Origin of the sequence: Microbacterium sp. 3J1, assembly GCF_001049495.1 — a bacterium.
Taxonomy (GTDB): Bacteria; Actinomycetota; Actinomycetes; order Actinomycetales; family Microbacteriaceae; genus Microbacterium.
In genome coordinates, this window is the sequence record NZ_CDWI01000014.1 from 16459 (window position 1) to 33424 (window position 16966).

At 69.6% G+C, this 16966-nt stretch carries 14 protein-coding genes; 9 read left to right on the forward strand and 5 right to left on the reverse strand.

Going from position 1 to position 16966, the window contains the following annotated elements; all coding sequences use genetic code 11:
- The first annotated feature begins 30 nt into the window (after window positions 1–30).
- On the forward strand, window positions 31–924 hold the full coding sequence (locus tag BN2660_RS14425) for a sulfurtransferase (protein ID WP_091233783.1): 894 nt from the start codon (window positions 31–33) through the stop codon (window positions 922–924).
- 18 nt (window positions 925–942) lie between these two features.
- A complete protein-coding gene (locus tag BN2660_RS14430) occupies window positions 943–1374 on the forward strand; it encodes a SufE family protein (RefSeq protein WP_091233786.1) in 432 nt (143 codons plus the stop codon).
- Here BN2660_RS14430 and BN2660_RS14435 read toward each other — a convergent pair.
- Window positions 1358–2512: an alpha/beta hydrolase gene (locus tag BN2660_RS14435; protein WP_091233790.1), complete on the reverse strand. Its 1155-nt coding sequence runs from the start codon at window positions 2510–2512 to the stop codon at window positions 1358–1360. The genes BN2660_RS14430 and BN2660_RS14435 overlap by 17 nt on opposite strands.
- Window positions 2513–2537: 25 nt before the next feature.
- Here BN2660_RS14435 and BN2660_RS14440 point away from each other — a divergent pair, with 25 nt between their 5' ends.
- From BN2660_RS14440 to BN2660_RS14455, 4 genes are all read left to right on the forward strand, one after another.
- A complete protein-coding gene (locus tag BN2660_RS14440; RefSeq protein WP_091233794.1) occupies window positions 2538–3119 on the forward strand; it encodes a DUF3000 family protein in 582 nt (193 codons plus the stop codon).
- Window positions 3112–4305: a ribonuclease D gene (locus BN2660_RS14445; RefSeq protein ID WP_091233797.1), complete on the forward strand. Its 1194-nt coding sequence runs from the start codon at window positions 3112–3114 to the stop codon at window positions 4303–4305. The genes BN2660_RS14440 and BN2660_RS14445 overlap by 8 nt, the downstream gene beginning before the upstream one ends.
- Before the next feature lie 74 nt (window positions 4306–4379).
- Window positions 4380–5585, forward strand: a complete 1206-nt coding sequence (locus tag BN2660_RS14450; protein WP_091233799.1) for a thiolase family protein — start codon at window positions 4380–4382, stop codon at window positions 5583–5585.
- A 6-nt stretch (window positions 5586–5591) separates the two neighbouring features.
- Window positions 5592–7751 (forward strand): 3-hydroxyacyl-CoA dehydrogenase NAD-binding domain-containing protein, encoded by a 2160-nt coding sequence (locus BN2660_RS14455; RefSeq protein ID WP_091233802.1) that lies wholly within the window; start codon window positions 5592–5594, stop codon window positions 7749–7751.
- A 48-nt stretch (window positions 7752–7799) separates the two neighbouring features.
- Here BN2660_RS14455 and BN2660_RS14460 read toward each other — a convergent pair whose 3' ends face one another.
- The 3 genes from BN2660_RS14460 to BN2660_RS14470 are packed head-to-tail and all read right to left on the reverse strand — an operon-like array spanning window position 7800 to window position 11980.
- Complete coding sequence (locus BN2660_RS14460) at window positions 7800–9449, reverse strand: GMC oxidoreductase (protein WP_091233805.1); 1650 nt, start codon at window positions 9447–9449, stop codon at window positions 7800–7802.
- Entirely contained in the window at window positions 9442–10356 is a 915-nt protein-coding gene (locus BN2660_RS14465) for a YegS/Rv2252/BmrU family lipid kinase (protein ID WP_091233806.1), read from the reverse strand. The genes BN2660_RS14460 and BN2660_RS14465 overlap by 8 nt, the downstream gene beginning before the upstream one ends.
- 1 nt (window position 10357) lies before the next feature.
- A complete protein-coding gene (locus BN2660_RS14470) occupies window positions 10358–11980 on the reverse strand; it encodes an FAD-binding oxidoreductase (protein ID WP_255305193.1) in 1623 nt (540 codons plus the stop codon).
- Between the two features lie 20 nt (window positions 11981–12000).
- On the opposite strand from BN2660_RS14470, the gene BN2660_RS14475 reads away from it, so the two are divergent.
- From BN2660_RS14475 to BN2660_RS14485, 3 genes are all read left to right on the forward strand, one after another.
- On the forward strand, window positions 12001–12609 hold the full coding sequence (locus BN2660_RS14475) for a TetR/AcrR family transcriptional regulator (protein WP_091233809.1): 609 nt from the start codon (window positions 12001–12003) through the stop codon (window positions 12607–12609).
- Window positions 12606–14057 (forward strand): glycerol-3-phosphate dehydrogenase/oxidase, encoded by a 1452-nt coding sequence (locus BN2660_RS14480; RefSeq protein WP_091233812.1) that lies wholly within the window; start codon window positions 12606–12608, stop codon window positions 14055–14057. Before BN2660_RS14475 ends, BN2660_RS14480 begins: the two co-directional genes overlap by 4 nt.
- Before the next feature lie 139 nt (window positions 14058–14196).
- Entirely contained in the window at window positions 14197–14892 is a 696-nt protein-coding gene (locus tag BN2660_RS14485) for an SPFH domain-containing protein (protein ID WP_091233816.1), read from the forward strand.
- A gap of 49 nt (window positions 14893–14941) precedes the next feature.
- Here BN2660_RS14485 and dxs read toward each other — a convergent pair whose 3' ends face one another.
- A complete protein-coding gene (gene dxs / locus BN2660_RS14490; RefSeq protein WP_091233819.1) occupies window positions 14942–16882 on the reverse strand; it encodes a 1-deoxy-D-xylulose-5-phosphate synthase in 1941 nt (646 codons plus the stop codon).
- Window positions 16883–16966 lie beyond the last annotated feature (84 nt).

Below are 16966 nucleotides of genomic sequence, written 5' to 3' on the forward strand. Positions count from 1 at the left end.
CTTCGCCGCTCACCGTCTGAGGAGATCCCTGTGGCCATCGAGTTCGACACCACCTCGTCCAAGTTCGCCGAGTACGCCGAGCCCGGGCGGCTCGTCACGACCGAGTGGCTCGCGGAGCGTCTCGGGACGCCGGGGCTCGCGGTGGTCGAATCCGACGAGGACGTGCTGCTGTACGAGACCGGCCACATCCCCGGGGCCGTCAAGGTCGACTGGCACACCGAGCTCAACGATCCCGTCGTGCGCGACTACGTCGACGGCGAGGGGTTCGCCAAGCTCCTCAGCGGCAAGGGGATCTCGCGCGACGACACCGTCGTCATCTACGGCGACAAGAACAACTGGTGGGCCGCGTACGCGCTGTGGGTATTCTCGCTCTTCGGCCATGAAGACGTCCGGCTCCTCGACGGCGGACGCGACCGCTGGATCGCTGAGGGCCGCGAGATCACCCGCGAGGCGCCGCAGATCACCCCGACGGAGTACCCCGTCGTCGAGCGCGACGACGCCGCGATCCGCGCCTACAAGGAAGACGTCCTCGCGCACATCGGCAGCCCGCTGATCGATGTCCGCTCGCCCGAGGAGTACAGCGGTGAGCGCACGACGGCACCGGCGTACCCCGAAGAGGGCACGCTCCGCGCCGGCCACATCCCGACCGCTCAGAGCGTGCCGTGGGCGAAGGCGGTCGCCGAGGACGGCGGCTTCAGGTCACGCGCCGAGCTCGACGCCATCTACCGAGACGGGGCGGGACTCGCCGACGGCGATGACGTCGTGGCCTACTGCCGCATCGGCGAGCGGTCGAGCCACACGTGGTTCGTCCTGAAGCACCTGCTGGGGTTCCAGAACGTCCGCAACTACGACGGCTCCTGGACCGAGTGGGGCAGCGCCGTCCGCGTGCCGATCGTCACCGGCTCGGAGCCCGGTTCGCTCTGACGTGTGACAATGACAGGGATGACCACCACGCACGTTCCTGACACCCTCGCCGAGATCCGCGACGGATTCCTGGAGACCCCTGAGGCCGACCGTCTGCTGCTCCTCCTGGAGTACTCCGACGAACTGCCGGAGGTCTCCGAAGAGGTCGCGAACCATCCCGAGATGTGCGAGCGCGTCGCGGAGTGCCAGTCCCCCGTCTACATCTACGTCGAGGTGAACGACGGTGTGGTGACGATGCACGCCACCGCTCCGCCTGAGGCTCCGACCACGCGCGGCTTCGCGAGCATCCTCGTTCAGGGCATCTCGGGCCTCACACCCGACGAGGTCCTCGCGATCCCGGACGACTACCCGCAGTCGATCGGCCTCACGAAGGCCGTGTCGCCGCTGCGCATCGGCGGCATGACAGGGATGCTCATGCGCGCCAAGAAGCAGGTCAGGCAGAAGCGCTGAGGCCCTGCGCCGCGAGCCAATCGGTGATGGCGGCGCTCCACTCGGACTCGTCGTAGTTCCACAGCTTGGTGTGGCGTGCGACGGAGAACCGCGGCATCGTCACCAGATCGGGCCTGGCCTTCTGGAGCGCGTGCGACGCATCGGCCGGGACGAAGCCGTCGTCGTCGCTGTGCAGGATGAGGATGGGCACCGTCAGCTCCGCGGCGCGGGCGACCATGTCCAGTCGGTCGAACGGGATCGCGTCCTCGGCACCGCTCAGACGCGCGGTGAGCGGCACCGACAGCGCGCTCATCGCGAGGTCCGGCAGCGGCGCCCGCATCCCGGCCTCCTTGGCCTGGAAGCGCAGCACCGTTCGCCAGTCGATCACCGGGGACTCGAGGATGAGCCCGGCGATCCGGTCGCGGTGCCCGGAGTTCACCGAGGTCTGCAGCGCGACAGCGCCTCCCATCGACCATCCCATGAGGATCACCCGCTCCGCACCGCGTCGCAGCGCGTACGCGATCGCCGAGTCGACGTCACGCCATTCGGCGGCACCCAGCGCGTATGCTCCGGAACGGCTGCGCGGCGCCTCACCGTCGTTCCGGTACGACACGACGAGGTTCGGGAATCCCGCGGCGTGCAGTACAGGCACGGCGCGGAGGCACTCCGCCCGCGTGACACCACGACCGTGCACCTGGATCACCCACGTCGACGACTCCGCCGGGAAGTACCAGGCCGGGCACGGCCCCGCTGGCGACCCGATCAACACGTTCTCCCACCGCAGATGCAGCTCGCTCGGTGAGGAGTAGTACCAACCGCTGAAGCCCGCCGACCTGTCGACGCGGGAGCCCGGCTCGATCTGGGTGAGCAGCTTTCGTCTGACGGTGGTGGCGTCGGCGCTGAGGACCGCGCCGAGCTTCACGTAGCCGTATGTGCCCGAGGTGAAGAGGCCGTACCGGCCCGGGAGCTCGGTGTCGGGCGTGCGGGTGAGCTCGATCGTCTGCGCGCCCGTGTCGACCGCCAGTATCTCGACATCAGCCGGCCGGCGCGCCGGGATGACGACCCGACGGGCCACGCTGAGCACGAGCAGACTCATCGCCGTCCCGAGGGCGAGCAATGCAGGGACAAGAAGCGCAACGGCGTGCCTGAGACTCTTCATCGCCTCCTGACTCTAGCCTGATGCCGTGACCGCTCACCCCGATGCCGGGACGATCTTCGACGCCGCCGTGGCAGAACTGCGCGACACCGCGTTCCGCGCGGACCTCGTCGTCCGCGAGATCCCCACCCCTCAGGGCCTCGCACCCTTCGCGCTGGCCCTCGCTGCGGACGTCCGGCCCGACGACGACGGCGACTCCGTCTACGGCACCGGACGGTTCGTGCTGCTCCACGATCCGGAGGCCCCTGCCGCGTGGGGAGGGTCCTGGCGGACCGTGATCTTCGCGCAGGCTCCGCTCGAGACCGAGATCGGCACGGATCCGCTGCTGGCGGACGTGACCTGGGCGTGGCTCGTCGATGCACTCGACTCCCGGGGCGCGGTCTATCACTCGCCGTCCGGCACGTCGACGAAGACGCTCTCCAAGGGTTTCGGAGGCCTCGGGGACGAGGGCGACGGCGCGCAGATAGAATTGAGGGCGTCCTGGACACCCGAGGGCCCGTTCCGACCGCACGTCGAAGCATGGGCCGAACTGGTCGGAATGCTGGCGGGTCTTCCGCCCGGTTCCGAGGGCATCGCCGTGATCGGCGCGCGAAAGGCAGCACGTGACTGAATACTCCGTGATCTCCGACGTCTCGGAGTTCGCTGCGGCGTGCGCCGCCCTCGCCGAGGGGACCGGCCCCGTCGCCGTCGACGTCGAGAGGGCGTCCGGCTTCCGCTACTCCCAGCGGGCATACCTCGTGCAGGTGTTCCGGCGCGACGCCGGGGTGTTCCTGTTCGACCCGCCGGCTCTCGGGGATTTCAGCCCCCTTCAGGCCGCGATCGGCGACGTGGAGTGGGTGTTCCACGCTGCGAGCCAGGATCTCCCCTCGCTGCGGGAGCTCGATCTTCTGCCGAAGACCTTGTTCGACACCGAGCTCGCCTCCCGCCTCCTCGGCCACGACCGGGTCGGTCTCGCGGCGGTCGTCGAGCGCACCCTGGGCATCACGCTCAAGAAGGAGCACTCGGCCGCGGACTGGTCGACGAGGCCGCTCCCCGCCGCGTGGCTGGAGTACGCAGCCCTCGACGTGCTCCACCTCATCGACGTCTACGAGGCGCTGCATGCGGAGCTCGTCGAGCAGGGCAAGACCGAGTATGCGGCGGAGGAGTTCGCCGCCACTCTCACTCGGCTGCCCAAGCCCCCTCGAGAAGACCCCTGGCGGCGGCTGAGCGGGCTGCACCAGGTGCGCGGCGCACGCAATCTCGCCGTCGCCCGTGCACTCTGGCAGGCCCGCGAAGCCTTCGCGCAGGAACAGGACGTCTCCCCCGGCAGGCTCGTACCCGACAGGTCCCTCGTCGCGGCCGTACTCGCGAATCCGCAGAGCAAGCAGGCGCTCGCGGGTCTGAAGGACTTCCAGGGCCGCGCCAGCCGCACGCAGCTCGATCGCTGGTGGCAGGCGATCGTCGAGGGGCGGGCCTCCGAAGAACTCCCCAGGGAGCGGGTTCCCAGTGACACCCTTCCTCCGCCGCGCGCCTGGGCCGATCGCAACCCCGAGGCCGACTCGCGCCTCAAGGCTGCACGCCCGCTGGTCGAGGCGACGGCCGAAGAGCTGCACATGCCGACGGAGAATCTGCTCACGCCCGACTACCTGCGCCGGATCGCCTGGGATGTGCCGGGAACGACGCCCGAAGCGATCGGGACCGCGTTGATCGCCCTCGGCGCGCGTCCGTGGCAGGTTGCACAGACTGCACAGAAGATCGCCACTGCCTTTGTAGAAGCCGCGCAACCGTCCGACGAGGCGTCCGCACCCGCTTCGTAGGTTCGATCCAACCGATTCCTCCCGGTTTCGGGGCCCTCCATAGACTGAGGCCACCGCACAAACTTGGAGGCAGAGTGGCCGAGATCTCGGACGTCTTCTTCGTCGATGGAGTGCGCACCCCCTTCGGGCGCGCCGGCGAAAAGGGCATGTACTGGAACACCCGCGCAGACGACCTCGCCGTGAAGGCGACGATCGGTCTGATGGAGCGCAACGCGGCCGTCCCCGCCGATCGCATCGACGATGTCGCCATCGCAGCGACCAGCCAGACCGGCGACCAGGGGCTGACGCTCGGTCGTTCCGTCGCCATCCTGGCCGGGCTTCCGCAGACCGTACCGGGTCTCGCGGTCGAGCGCATGTGCGCCGGAGCGATGACGAGCGTGACGACGATGGGCGCCTCGATCGGCGTCGGCATGTACGACGTCGCCCTCGCTGGCGGTGTCGAGCACATGGGCCACCACCCGATCGGCGGCAACGCCGACCCGAACCCGCGGTTCGTCGCGGAGAAGATGGTCGACCCCGGCGCGCTCAACATGGGCGTCACCGCCGAGCGCATCTTCGACCGCTTCCCCCACCTCACCAAGGAGCGCTCCGACCGGTACGGCATGCTCAGCCAGCACAAGGTGCAGGCGGCATACGACGCCGGCAAGATCCAGCCGGATCTCGTCTCGGTCGCGATCAAGGACGCCGACGGCGCCTGGGGCCTCGCCACCGAGGACGAGGGACGTCGACCGCAGACGACGATGGAGGACCTGGCGTCCTTGAAGACGCCGTTCCGCCCCCACGGTCGCGTGACCGCGGGAACCTCGTCTCCGCTCACCGACGGCGCGACCATGTCGCTGCTCGCGGGCGGCGGTGCCGTGAAGGAGTTCGGGCTCGCGCCCAAGATGCGGATGGTGTCGTTCGCGTTCGCCGGCGTGCAGCCGGAGATCATGGGCATCGGTCCGATCCCGTCCACCGAGAAGGCTCTCAAGAAGGCCGGCCTGCAGATCTCGGACATCGGACTGTTCGAACTGAACGAGGCGTTCGCGATCCAGGTCATCTCGCTGCTCGACCATTTCGGCATCGCCGACGACGATCCCCGCGTGAACCAGTGGGGCGGTGCCATCGCGGTGGGCCACCCCCTCGCGGCATCCGGTGTGCGTCTGATGATCCAGCTCGCGGCGCAGTTCGCTGAGCGTCCCGACGTCCGCTACGGCCTGACCGCGATGTGCGTCGGGCTCGGACAGGGCGGCTCGGTCATCTGGGAGAACCCGCACTTCGACGGCAAGAAGAGGAAGTAACGTCCGATGACTGGAACGATCTCCGAACAGTACGCATCGGTCGACTTCTCCCCCATCCAGGCGCTCACCGAGGGCGAGGTGATCACCCGTTCCCCCGTGCGCGACATCCGCCTGGGGTCCGGCCGGGTCCTCGCGCTCATCACCCTGGACAACGGTCGCGACCACACCCGTCCCAACACCCTCGGTCCGGCGACGCTCACGGCGCTGGGCGAGACGCTCGACGGACTGCGTGATCGCGCTGCCGCCGGCGAGATCCAGGCGGTGGCCGTCACCGGCAAGCAGTACATCCTCGCCGCCGGCGCCGACCTGTCGGACATCGGCAAGGTGGGCTCTCGGGACAACGCGCGCCTCATCGCGCAGCTCGGGCACAAGGTGCTCGGCAAGCTCGGCGAGCTGGGCGTCCCGTCGTTCGCCTTCGTGAACGGGCTGGCGCTCGGCGGCGGCCTCGAGATCGCGCTCAACTCGACATATCGGACGGTCGACGCCTCCGCTGCCGCGATCGCGCTGCCCGAGGTCTTCCTGGGCATCATCCCCGGCTGGGGTGGCGCATACCTCCTGCCGAACCTCATCGGAATCGAGAACGCGCTCGAGGTGGTCATCTCGAACCCGCTCAAGCAGAACCGGATGCTGAAGCCCCAGCAGGCTTTCGATTACGGGATCGTCGACGCGATCTTCCCCGCCGCGAACTACCTCGAGAACTCGCTCGCGTGGGCCGACGCCGTCCTCGGCGGCAAGAAGGTCGAGCGCAGGAACGAGCCGGGCAAGATCGAACGCCTCACCAAGTGGCCGATCGCGATCAAGATGGCTCGCGGCATGCTCGAGTCCAAGATCGGCACCGTGCCGAAGTCCCCGTATGCCGCGCTCGAGCTGCTCGACAGGGCGAAGAGCGGCACCAAGGCCGAAGGATTCGCGCGCGAGGACGAGGCACTCGCCGAGCTCGTGACCGGCGACCAGTTCGCCGCCTCCATGTACGCGTTCGATCTCGTGCAGAAGCGCGCGAAGCGTCCGGTCGGCGCGCCCGACAAGGCGCTCGCGAAGAAGGTCACGAAGGTCGGCATCATCGGCGCAGGGCTGATGGCGAGCCAGTTCGCGCTCCTCTTCGTCCGCAAGCTCCAGGTCCCGGTGCTGATCACCGACCTGGACCAGGCGCGCGTCGACAAGGGCGTGGCCTACATCCACGAGGAGATCGGCAAGCTGGAATCGAAGGGCCGCCTCGACGCGGACTCCGCGAACAAGCTGCGTGCACTCGTCACCGGGACCACGGACAAGAGCCTCTACGCGGACTGCGACTTCGTGATCGAGGCGGTGTTCGAAGAGGTCGGCGTCAAGCAGCAGGTCTTCGGCGAGATCGAGAACATCATCGCCGAGGACGCGATCCTCGCCACGAACACGTCGTCGCTGTCGGTCGAGGAGATCGGCGCGAAGCTCGCCCACCCCGAGCGTCTCGTGGGCTTCCACTTCTTCAACCCGGTCGCGGTCATGCCGCTGATCGAGATCGTGAAGACTCCGACCACTTCGGAGGCGGCCCTGGCGACGGCCTTCGTCGTCGCGAAGAACCTGGGGAAGAACGCGGTCCTCACCGCCGACGCACCGGGCTTCGTCGTGAATCGTCTCCTCGCGAAGGTCATGGGCGAGGCAGCACGCGCGGTCTACGAGGGCACGCCGATCACGGACGTCGAGAAGGCGTTCGCTCCGCTCGGCCTGCCGATGGGTCCGTTCCAGCTCATCGATCTGGTCGGCTGGAAGGTCGCAGCCCACGTGCAGGACACGATGGCGCACGCCTTCCCCGAGCGCTTCTACGCGAACGAGAACTTCCACGCTCTCGCGGAGCTCGACGCGGTCATCGAGAAGGACAAGGGCGGTCGCGTGACCGGCTGGACGAAGCAGGCGGAGAAGATTCTCAAGCCCGCGGTCGGCAAGACGCCGGCCTCGGCCGCGACGATCCTGCAGCGGGTGCAGGACGGCCTCGCGGGCGAGATCAAGCTGATGCTCGATGAGGGCGTCGTCCCCGAGGTCGAGGACATCGACCTGTGCCTCATCCTCGGTGCCGGATGGCCGTTCATCGACGGCGGTGCGTCTCCGTACCTCGATCGCGAGGGCGCCTCCGAGCGGGCGTTCGGAGCGTCGTTCCACACCCCCCAGATCCGCGGCGTCGAGAACCGCTGATCCGAGAACCGAAGGGGGCCGCGCGATTCGCGCGGCCCCCTTCGCCGTTCACTGCGGCGGGCGAGCGTCCGGCTTCCCGGCGCGCGGCCAGAGAGACAGGGCCCGTTCCGCGAGTGCCGTGATCGTGAGCGAGGGGTTGACACCCGGGTTCGCCGGAACGGCGGCACCGTCGACGACATGGAGGTCCGGGTGTCCCCACACCCGATGGAACCGGTCGACCACTCCGGTCTCGGCCGACGCCGAGATCACCGCACCCCCGAGGAAGTGAGCGGTGAGCGGGATGCCGAAGACCTCCGGCCACGATCCTCTCGCCTCCGTCGCCACACCACCCGCCTCCTGTATCCGGGCCGCGATGGCCGCGGCCGCTCTGTGCGCCTGGGGAAGATGACTCGGGTTGGGTTCCCCATGACCCTGCGCGCTCGTCATCCGGAGCCGTCCGAAGCGCGTCCGCAGCGACAGGGTGAGCGAGTTGTCAGCGGTCTGCATCACGAGCGCGATGATCCCGCGCTCGCTCCACCGTCGCAGCGACCCCAGCCGCAGCTGCCGGACAGGAGCCCGCAGCAGCGCGCCGACGAGGTGCGCTGCTCGTCGCATCGGCGAGAGATCACCGGGCACGAGGACCGATGCGAGCCCACCCATGAGGTTCGATCCCGGGCCGTACCGGACGTTCTCGACGTGCGTGCGGTCGTCGACGTGGAACGAGGTGGTGATGGCGATTCCGCGGGCGAGCTGGAGAGACGACGGCACCGCGGTAGCCACCGCGCCGTCGAGCGCCTCGGAGTTCGTCCGCGTCAGGCGGCCCACGGCGTCCGAGATGCCGGGCAGGGCGCCGCTGCGCTTCATCCGGTGCAGCAGCTGCTGCGTGCCCCAGGTGCCGGCCGCCAGCACGACCTGCGCGGCGCGCACCGTGCGCCGCTGCTTCCGCAGCCAGGCGCCACTCCGCTCCGTCGTCACGGCGAACCCGCCGCCCGGGAGTGCCCGTACCTCGACCACGGTGCGCAGCGGTTCGATGACCACGCCCCGCCGTTCCGCGAGGTACAGGTAGTTCTTCGCAAGCGTGTTCTTGGCGCCGACCCGGCATCCGACCATGCAGTTGCCGCAGAGCGTGCACCCGGTGCGCTCCGGTCCCTGCCCGCTGAAGAACGGATCGGCGGCACGCTCGCCCGGCCGCCCGAACCACACGCCGACCGGCGCGAGCCGGAACGTCCCGCCGACCCCGAGATCCTCGGCGGCACCCTGCATGATCCTCTCGACGGGCCCCGTGTGCGGATACTGCTCGACGACCCCGAGCATCCGTTTCGCCGTCGCGTAGTGCGGAGCGAGCTCGGGCTCCCAATCGGCCAGCGCACTCCACTGCCGGTCGGCGAAGAACGTCTGCCCGGGCTGATACAGCGTGTTGGCGTAGTTGAGGGATCCGCCGCCGACCCCCGCTCCGGCGAGGATCATCACGTGCGGCAGGCGATGGATGCGCTGGACCCCGAAGCATCCGAACGCGGGCGCCCACAGATACCGACGCACATCCCAGCTCGTCTTCGCGAAGTCGTCGTCCTCGAACCGCCGCCCCGCCTCGAAGACGCGCACGCGGTACCCTTTCTCGGCGAGCCGCAGAGCGGCCACGGAGCCACCGAAGCCCGAGCCCACGATCACCACATCCTCGTCGAAAGAAGCATCGGACGGGCTTCGCCCGGAGTCAGTCACGGGGCACCGCCGTTCCGCCGGGAACCATCATCGTCAGGGCGCCGGAGCGGATGCCGACGGTGCACTCGCGTTCTCCGATCCGCTCCCCGTCGGCGTAGACCACGAGGTCAGGCGCGCTGACCGTGACGGAGCGCGCCCGACGATGCGTCACCTCGGGCCTCGCGAGGTGGCGCCCCCGCAGCAGGAGCGGGAACAGGCGGAGGAGCCGAGCACGGGTCAGAGGCTCGACCTGCACGACGTCGAGCAGCCCGTCGTCCGCCGCCGCTCCGGCGCACAGCGGCATCCCGCCGCCGTAGCTCGCAGTGTTGCCGACGGCCACGAGCGTCCCCGGGGACCGGGTCGCGGTCGAGCCGTCGACGGACACCGTGAAGTCCATCGGACGCAGACGCACCAGCTCCACCACGAGTGCCAGGTAGTAGCGCAGCCGTCCGTGCGGCCAGCGCAGCCGGTTCGTGCGGTCGCTCACCTTCGCGTCGAACCCGAGCGCCGCGATCGTGAGGAAGAGCGCGCGGCGGCTCGGCGTGCGGATCTCCCCGACGTCGATGGCGCGCTGCCGGCCCGTCAGCGCGACGTCGACAGCGGCCGCGGGATCATGCCGCGGCAGACCGAGCGCTCGCGCCAGATCGTTCCCGGTTCCCGCGGGCACGAGCGCGACGGGCACCGCTGCGGCGCACACCACGTCGAGGATGCCCGAGAGGGTCCCGTCTCCGCCCACCACGATCAGGACCCGCGGCTGCGCGGCGATCGCATCCGTCGCCAACCGAACGGTCGCCGCCGCCGAACCTCCCGCGTACACGCGCACCGCGACTCCGCGGGCGTGCAGCTGCGCGAGAGCGCGTTCCGCCGCCGCGGCTCCCCTTCCCTTGCCCGCATGGGGGTTCGAGAGCAGCGCGATGTGTTCGCCCATCTCAGCCCATCCGATCGAGAGGGATCACTGCGCCCGGGTTCAGGATGCCGGCCGGGTCGAGCTCCCGCTTGATCGCCGCGAGTATCCTCATGCCTGTGTCGCCGATCTCCGCCTCGAGCCACGGCGCATGGTCGCGGCCGACGGCGTGGTGGTGACTGATGGTCCCTCCGGCGTCGATGATCGCGTCGTTCACCCTCTCCTTGACGGCCCGCCACACCGCCAGGGGCTCGGAGCGGATGCCGGCCAGCACCGTGAAGTAGAGCGACGCGCCCGTCTGATAGACGTGCGAGACATGGCACATCACATAGGGCTTCGCGCCCGCATCCGAGAACCCGGCGCGCAGTGCGGCCGAGACCGCGTCGCGGAGCCTTTCGAGATTCGACCATGTGGTCGCCGTCTCGAGCGTCTCGCAGAAGACTCCCGCGTCCAGCAGAGCGTCCCGCAGGTAGGGGCCGTCGAATCGTCCGGCGAGCCATGCTGCCGCATCGCCCTCGCCGTCCGACACCCCGCCCGATGCACCGAGGAGGGCGGCGGTCCGCGCGCGACGCTCGGCGACGTGATCGCCCTCGTACACCGTGACGACACCGGCCCCCTTCGCGAGCGCCTTCCCGATGCGACCGACCTGCGCAAGACTCACCGCCGTCTCCGCCTCGTCCGACAGCCGGATGGCCGTCGGACCACCTCCGTTCTGGGCGACGCGGCGGAGCGCCTCGGCACCGGCGTGGAAGTCCGTGAAGGACCAGGCTTCGAAGAGCCTCTCGCGTGGGACCGGATGCAGCCGCACCCTGACCTCCGTGATCACGCCGAACACACCCTCGGATCCGAGGATCACTCGGGTGAGATCGGGACCGGCCGCCGACCCGGGCGATCGCCCCAGGTCGAGATCCCCTGTGGGAGTCGCGACGCGCATGCCGGTCACCATCGTGTCGAATCGGCCGTTGCCTGCCGAGTTCTGGCCGGAGGAGCGCGCGGCCGCGAACCCGCCGATCGTCGCGTACCGGAAGCTCTGCGGATAGTGACCGAGCTCGAAGCCGCGGGCCGCCAGCAGCGATTCCGCCTCCGGTCCCGTCGTGCCGGCTCCGAGCACCGCCTCGTGGCTCACCGCATCGAACCGGATCAGCCCGGAGAGACGACGCAGGTCGAGAGCCACCACGGCGTGATGGAGCCCGCGCTGGGGATCGAGTGCTCCGACGACGCTCGTGCCACCACCGAACGGGATCACGGCGATGTGCCTGGCTGACGCCTCCCCGAGGACCGCAGCGACCTCCTCGTGCGTGGCGGGTCTCACCACGCCGTCCGGCGCGGACTGCATCCGCTGTCGTCGTCGCAGGATGTCAGGAGTCGAGCGGCCCCCGGCATGACGGATCCGCGCCTCGTTCGAGAGGTCGACTCCGTCTGCGCCGACAGCCGCCTCGAGAGCGCCGATGTCGGCGGCGTCGAGCGCCGACGGCGCCAGCTCCACCTCGTCGAGGGCGACCGCAGGCTCGGGACGGCGGATGCGGCCGAGCAGCAGAGGCAGCAGGGTGCGAACGGCCAGTGGCAGCTCGACCGCCTTCGCCGGGTCGCCCCACCCGTTCCAGCGCATCTCGGTGTCGTCGGCCACTCTGCCGAGGCGGTCATCCATGCGTTACAGTGTGACAGATCATGGAAGAACGTCAAGCAGTCGCGTCCGCGCCCGATCCGGCCTTCCCCGTCTGGGACGCCACTCAGACGCGAGTGCTGGATGCGGCCGACGAACTGATCGTCCGGCGCGGGGTGCATGGTGTGACGATCGCCGAGCTCGCCCGACGCGCCGGACTCAGTCGCCCGACGGTCTACCGCAGCTGGAACGACGCGGACGACGTCGTACGCGCGGCGCTCCTCCGACGCATGGCCGGCATCATCGAGCTCTTCTCCGAGCGGCCGGCGACGAGGCGGGAGCTCGTCGACGACGTCCTGCGATTCTCCGGCCTGTTCCGCGCGGATGCCGTCTACGGACAGCTGCTGTCCGAGGAGCCGGAGGCGTTCACCCGCTACACCCTGCAGCGTGTGGGGTCGAGTCAGAGGATGATCCTGCGGTGGCTCGCCGATGCGATCCGCACGGCGCAGGTCGGCGGCACGGTGCGGGATTCGGAGCCGACGGGCATCGCCGTGATGCTGCTGCTGGTGGCGCAGTCGGCCGTGCTATCGCACGGGACGGTCTCCGACCTCCTCCCCGAGGAGACGTGGGAGAGCGAGCTCCGCGCGGCGCTGGACGGACTGCTCAGGCCATGACCGCACACTCCCCCGACCTCAACGTGGCGCGTCGGGCCCTCGAACTCGAGCGATCGGCCCTCGACACGGCCGACGTGCTGGTGGTCGGCGGCGGGATCACCGGAGTGGGCGCTGCGCTGGACGCGGCGTCCCGGGGTCTGCGCGTGGTGCTCCTCGAGGCGGAGGACCTCGCCTTCGGCACGAGCAGGTTCAGTTCCAAGCTCGTGCATGGAGGGCTTCGCTACCTCGCGACCGGCGACGTCGCGACCGCCACTGAGAGCGCGCTCGAGCGGCACCTGCTGATGTCGACGATCGCCCCGCACCTCATCAGGCCGTTGGGGCAGCTGCTTCCCTTCTCCCCCGCCGTGTCGGGCCGGCAGCGGATCGCCGGGGTCGCCGGGATGACGATGGGCGACCTGCTGCGCATGCGAGCCCGCACGTCGCGACGAGTGCTGCCTCGCCCGCATCTGGTGTCGTCGCACCGTGCCCTCGAGCTCGCGCCCGGGCTCGAGGGCGCTGGACTGCGCGGCGGGATGCTGTCGTTCGACGGACAGCTCGTCGATGACGCCCGTCTCGTCGTCACAGTGGCGCGCACGGCTGCGGCCCTCGGTGCCCGCATCCTCACCCGCGTCAGGGCCCTCGAGATCCGAGGCGACGGCGTGACCGCGGAGGACGCTCTCACCGGGGAACGCGTCGAGTTCGCCGCGCGCAGCGTGATCAACGCGACGGGTGTCTGGGCGGGTCAGCTCGATGGGTCGATCCGCGTGCGTCCGAGCAGGGGCACGCATATCGTGCTCGACGCGGCCGACCTGGGCCACCCGACCGTCGCGGTGACGATCCCGCACGAAGGATCGATCAGCCGGTACGTGTTCGCTCTGCCACAGCATCACGATCGCGTGATCGTCGGCCTCACCGATGAAGACGCCCCAGGACCCGTTCCTCGCGTGCCGGAACCGACGGAGCCGGAGCTCGCGTTCCTGCTCACGACCCTGAACAGGGTGATGTCGACTCCCATCCGCCGCGAGCAGGTCCGTGGGGCTTTCGCCGGATTGCGCCCCCTCATCGACACCGGCGCGCTGTCCACGGCGGACATCTCCCGCCGCCACCTGGTGGCGCTGTCCGACCAGGGATTCGTCACCGTGCTGGGCGGCAAGCTCACCACCTATCGGCGCATGGCCGAGGATGCGGTCGATCTCGCGATCGGAACGCGAGCGATCAGCGCGCCGCCGAGCCGCACCCGCTCGCTGCGTCTCGTCGATGGCCGTCTCCCTCCCCGCGCAGAGCCGCTGGTCGAGGGACTCGCCCTCGACCGTGCGGAGGTGGAGTTCGCCGTACGGTCAGAAGGCGCCCTCTCCGCCGACGACGTGCTCGATCGGCGCACACGCATCGGCCTCGTCGCCGAGGACAGGAGTCGGGCGGAGCACGCCGTCGACACCGTCGTCAGGGAGACCCTCGCGCAGCTCGCGTGAACAGTCCGCCGACGGCGTGCGTCCTCAGCGTTTCCGCGGCGGGGCGGCGCGGAGAACGGGCACGGAACAGCGTGTGAACACCGCTCGGGTCGGGGCCTTGACGGCCGCGCGTGCGCGGGCGACGAGGCACAGTGGTGTCATGGACATGCTCCTCACCATGCTGAGCGGTAAAGGGGTGTCGGGTCTGCTGAAGACGGGCACTGCGATCCTCACGATCCTGCTCGTCGTGCCGGCCCTGCTGAAGATCTTCATCGTCACCGTCGACGAGGGGTGGGCGGCGATCCGCACCCGCAACGGGAAGCCGATCATCCGCAATCGCCCGCAGCGCCGCCCGAGCGGCCGCGGTGGTGCGGTGGGAGAGGTCGTCGTGCTGGACCCGGGGTCGCACGGCGCGTTCCCGCTGTTCTACTGGTACAAGCTGATCGACGTGCGCTGCCGGGCGAGCGACCTGCCGGCGCGCGAGATGACCGGTGCGAGCGGGCACCAGCACCGGGTGCATGCATCCTTCGAATGGCGGCCGATACCCACCGGACGAGATCTGCGGGTGTTCGAGCTCGATGTCGTGAACGTCAAGGAGCGAGCCTCGAACATCGTCGGAGCGGCACTCCGAGACGTCATCCGCGGGTTGGAGGGCGCCGAGCTGCCGCACAACGACGAGATCAACACGCGCGTGATCGCCGCCAGCGCCGACGAGGTCCGACGCGCGTGCGGGGTGGAGCTGGTCCGCGTCATGGTCACCGGCGACGCGCTCACCGACGGTTACCTCCTGTCGACCGCGCTGCGGGAGACCGACCGTGAGGCGCAGGCTGTCGCCGCACTGCATGCGCTGAACTGACCGTCGTCCACCCGGAATCCGGCCGAGCCGGCTCAGCGCATCCGGTGTGTCAGCGACGCTCCTGCAGCGGTACGTCGATCGAGCCGGCCTCGCCCGCGTGACGCGCGACCGGGATGCGGGTACCGAGCACCTGGGACACGACGTCCTGCGCGATCTTCGAGGCGGTCAGCCCGGCATCCGCGAGGATCTGGTCACGGGACGCATGGTCGATGAACTCATCCGGCAGGCCGAGCTCGTCGACCGCGGTGTCGATGCCCGCTTCGCGAAGCACCTGACGCACCCTGGTGCCGATGCCGCCGACGCGGATGCCGTCCTCGAGGGTGATGACGAGACGGTGGCGGGCCGCCATGCTGAGGATCGACGGCTGCACCGGGATCGCCCAGCGCGGGTCGATGACGGTGGCACCTATCCCCTGTGCGCGCAACCGCTCGGCGACGTCCATCGCGAGAGCGGCGAAGGGACCGATGGCGACCAGCAGCACGTCCTCGGACTCGCCGCGGGCGAGGACGTCCACACCGTCATGCAGCCGCTCGAGTGCGGGGAGCTCGGGGGCCACATCACCCTTCGGGAAACGGATGACCGTCGGCGCGTCGTCGATGAGCACCGCCTCGTCGAGTGCCTCCTGCAGCCGCACGCCGTCGCGCGGCGCGGCGATGCGGATGTGCGGCACGATCTGCAGCATCGCGAGATCCCACATGCCGTGGTGGCTGGGACCGTCCGGACCGGTGACGCCGGCGCGATCGAGCACGAACGTGACGCCGGCGCGGTGCAGGGCGACATCCATGAGCACCTGATCGAAGGCGCGGTTCATGAAGGTCGCGTACAGCGCGACGACCGGGTGGAGGCCACCGAAGGCGAGGCCGGCGGCGGATGCCACGGCGTGCTGCTCGGCGATGCCGACGTCGTACACGCGCTCCGGGAAGCGTTCGGCGAAAGGTGCGAGCCCGGTCGGCCGGAGCATCGCCGCGGTCATCGCGATGACGTCGTCCCGTCGCTCACCCACCGAGACGAGCGCGTCGGAGAACACCTCGGTCCAGCCGACGCCACCGGACGAGAGCGTCTCGCCCGTGATCGGATCGATGCGGCCGACGGCGTGGAACTGATCGGCCTCGTCGTCGCGCGCGGGCTGATAGCCGCGTCCCTTCTCCGTGATCGTGTGCACGATCACCGGCGCGCCGTAGGACTTGGCGAGCTCGAGGGTCTCCAGCAGCGCCGGGAGGTCATGGCCGTCGACGGGCCCCAGGTACTTGATGTCGAGATTCGAGTACAGCGCCTCGTTGTTCGTGAAGCGAGAGAGGAATCCGTGGGTGCCGCCGCGCAGACCACGGAACATCGCTCGTCCGACCGGACCGAACGCGCGGAACAGACGGTCGGACTTGTGGTGGAGGTCCTTGTACGCCGCAGCGGTGCGCACACGATTGAGGTACCGGGACATTCCGCCGATGGTGGGCGCGTACGAGCGACCGTTGTCGTTGACGACGATCACGAGATTGCGGTCGTTGTCATCGGAGATGTTGTTCAGCGCCTCCCACGTCATACCGCCCGTGAGGGCTCCGTCGCCCACGACGGCGACCACGTGGCGGTCGGCGCGTCCCGTCGCCGTGAGCGCTCGGGAGACCCCGTCGGCCCAGCTGAGCGAGCTCGACGCGTGCGAGGACTCCACCACGTCGTGGGGGCTCTCCCCACGCTGCGGGTATCCGGCGAGCCCGCCCCGGAGGCGGAGCGACGAGAAGTCCTGGCGCCCCGTGAGGAGCTTGTGCACGTAGGACTGGTGCCCCGTGTCGAAGATGAACGGGTCGTCGGGGGACGAGAAGACGCGGTGGAGCGCGATCGTGAGCTCGACCACTCCGAGATTCGGACCCAGATGCCCGCCGGTGCGGGAGACGTTCTCGACGAGGAACTCTCGGACTTCCGCTGCGAGTTCGACGAGCTGGTCCTCGGTCAGCGAATCGAGGTCACGCGGTCCTGAGATGCTCGGAAGAATGGGCATCTGCACCTCCTCACAGGCACCTTGGTCGGCACCCGATTCCGGAGCGGATGCCGGTTCGATCCTACCCCGGGGATCCGGGAAAGC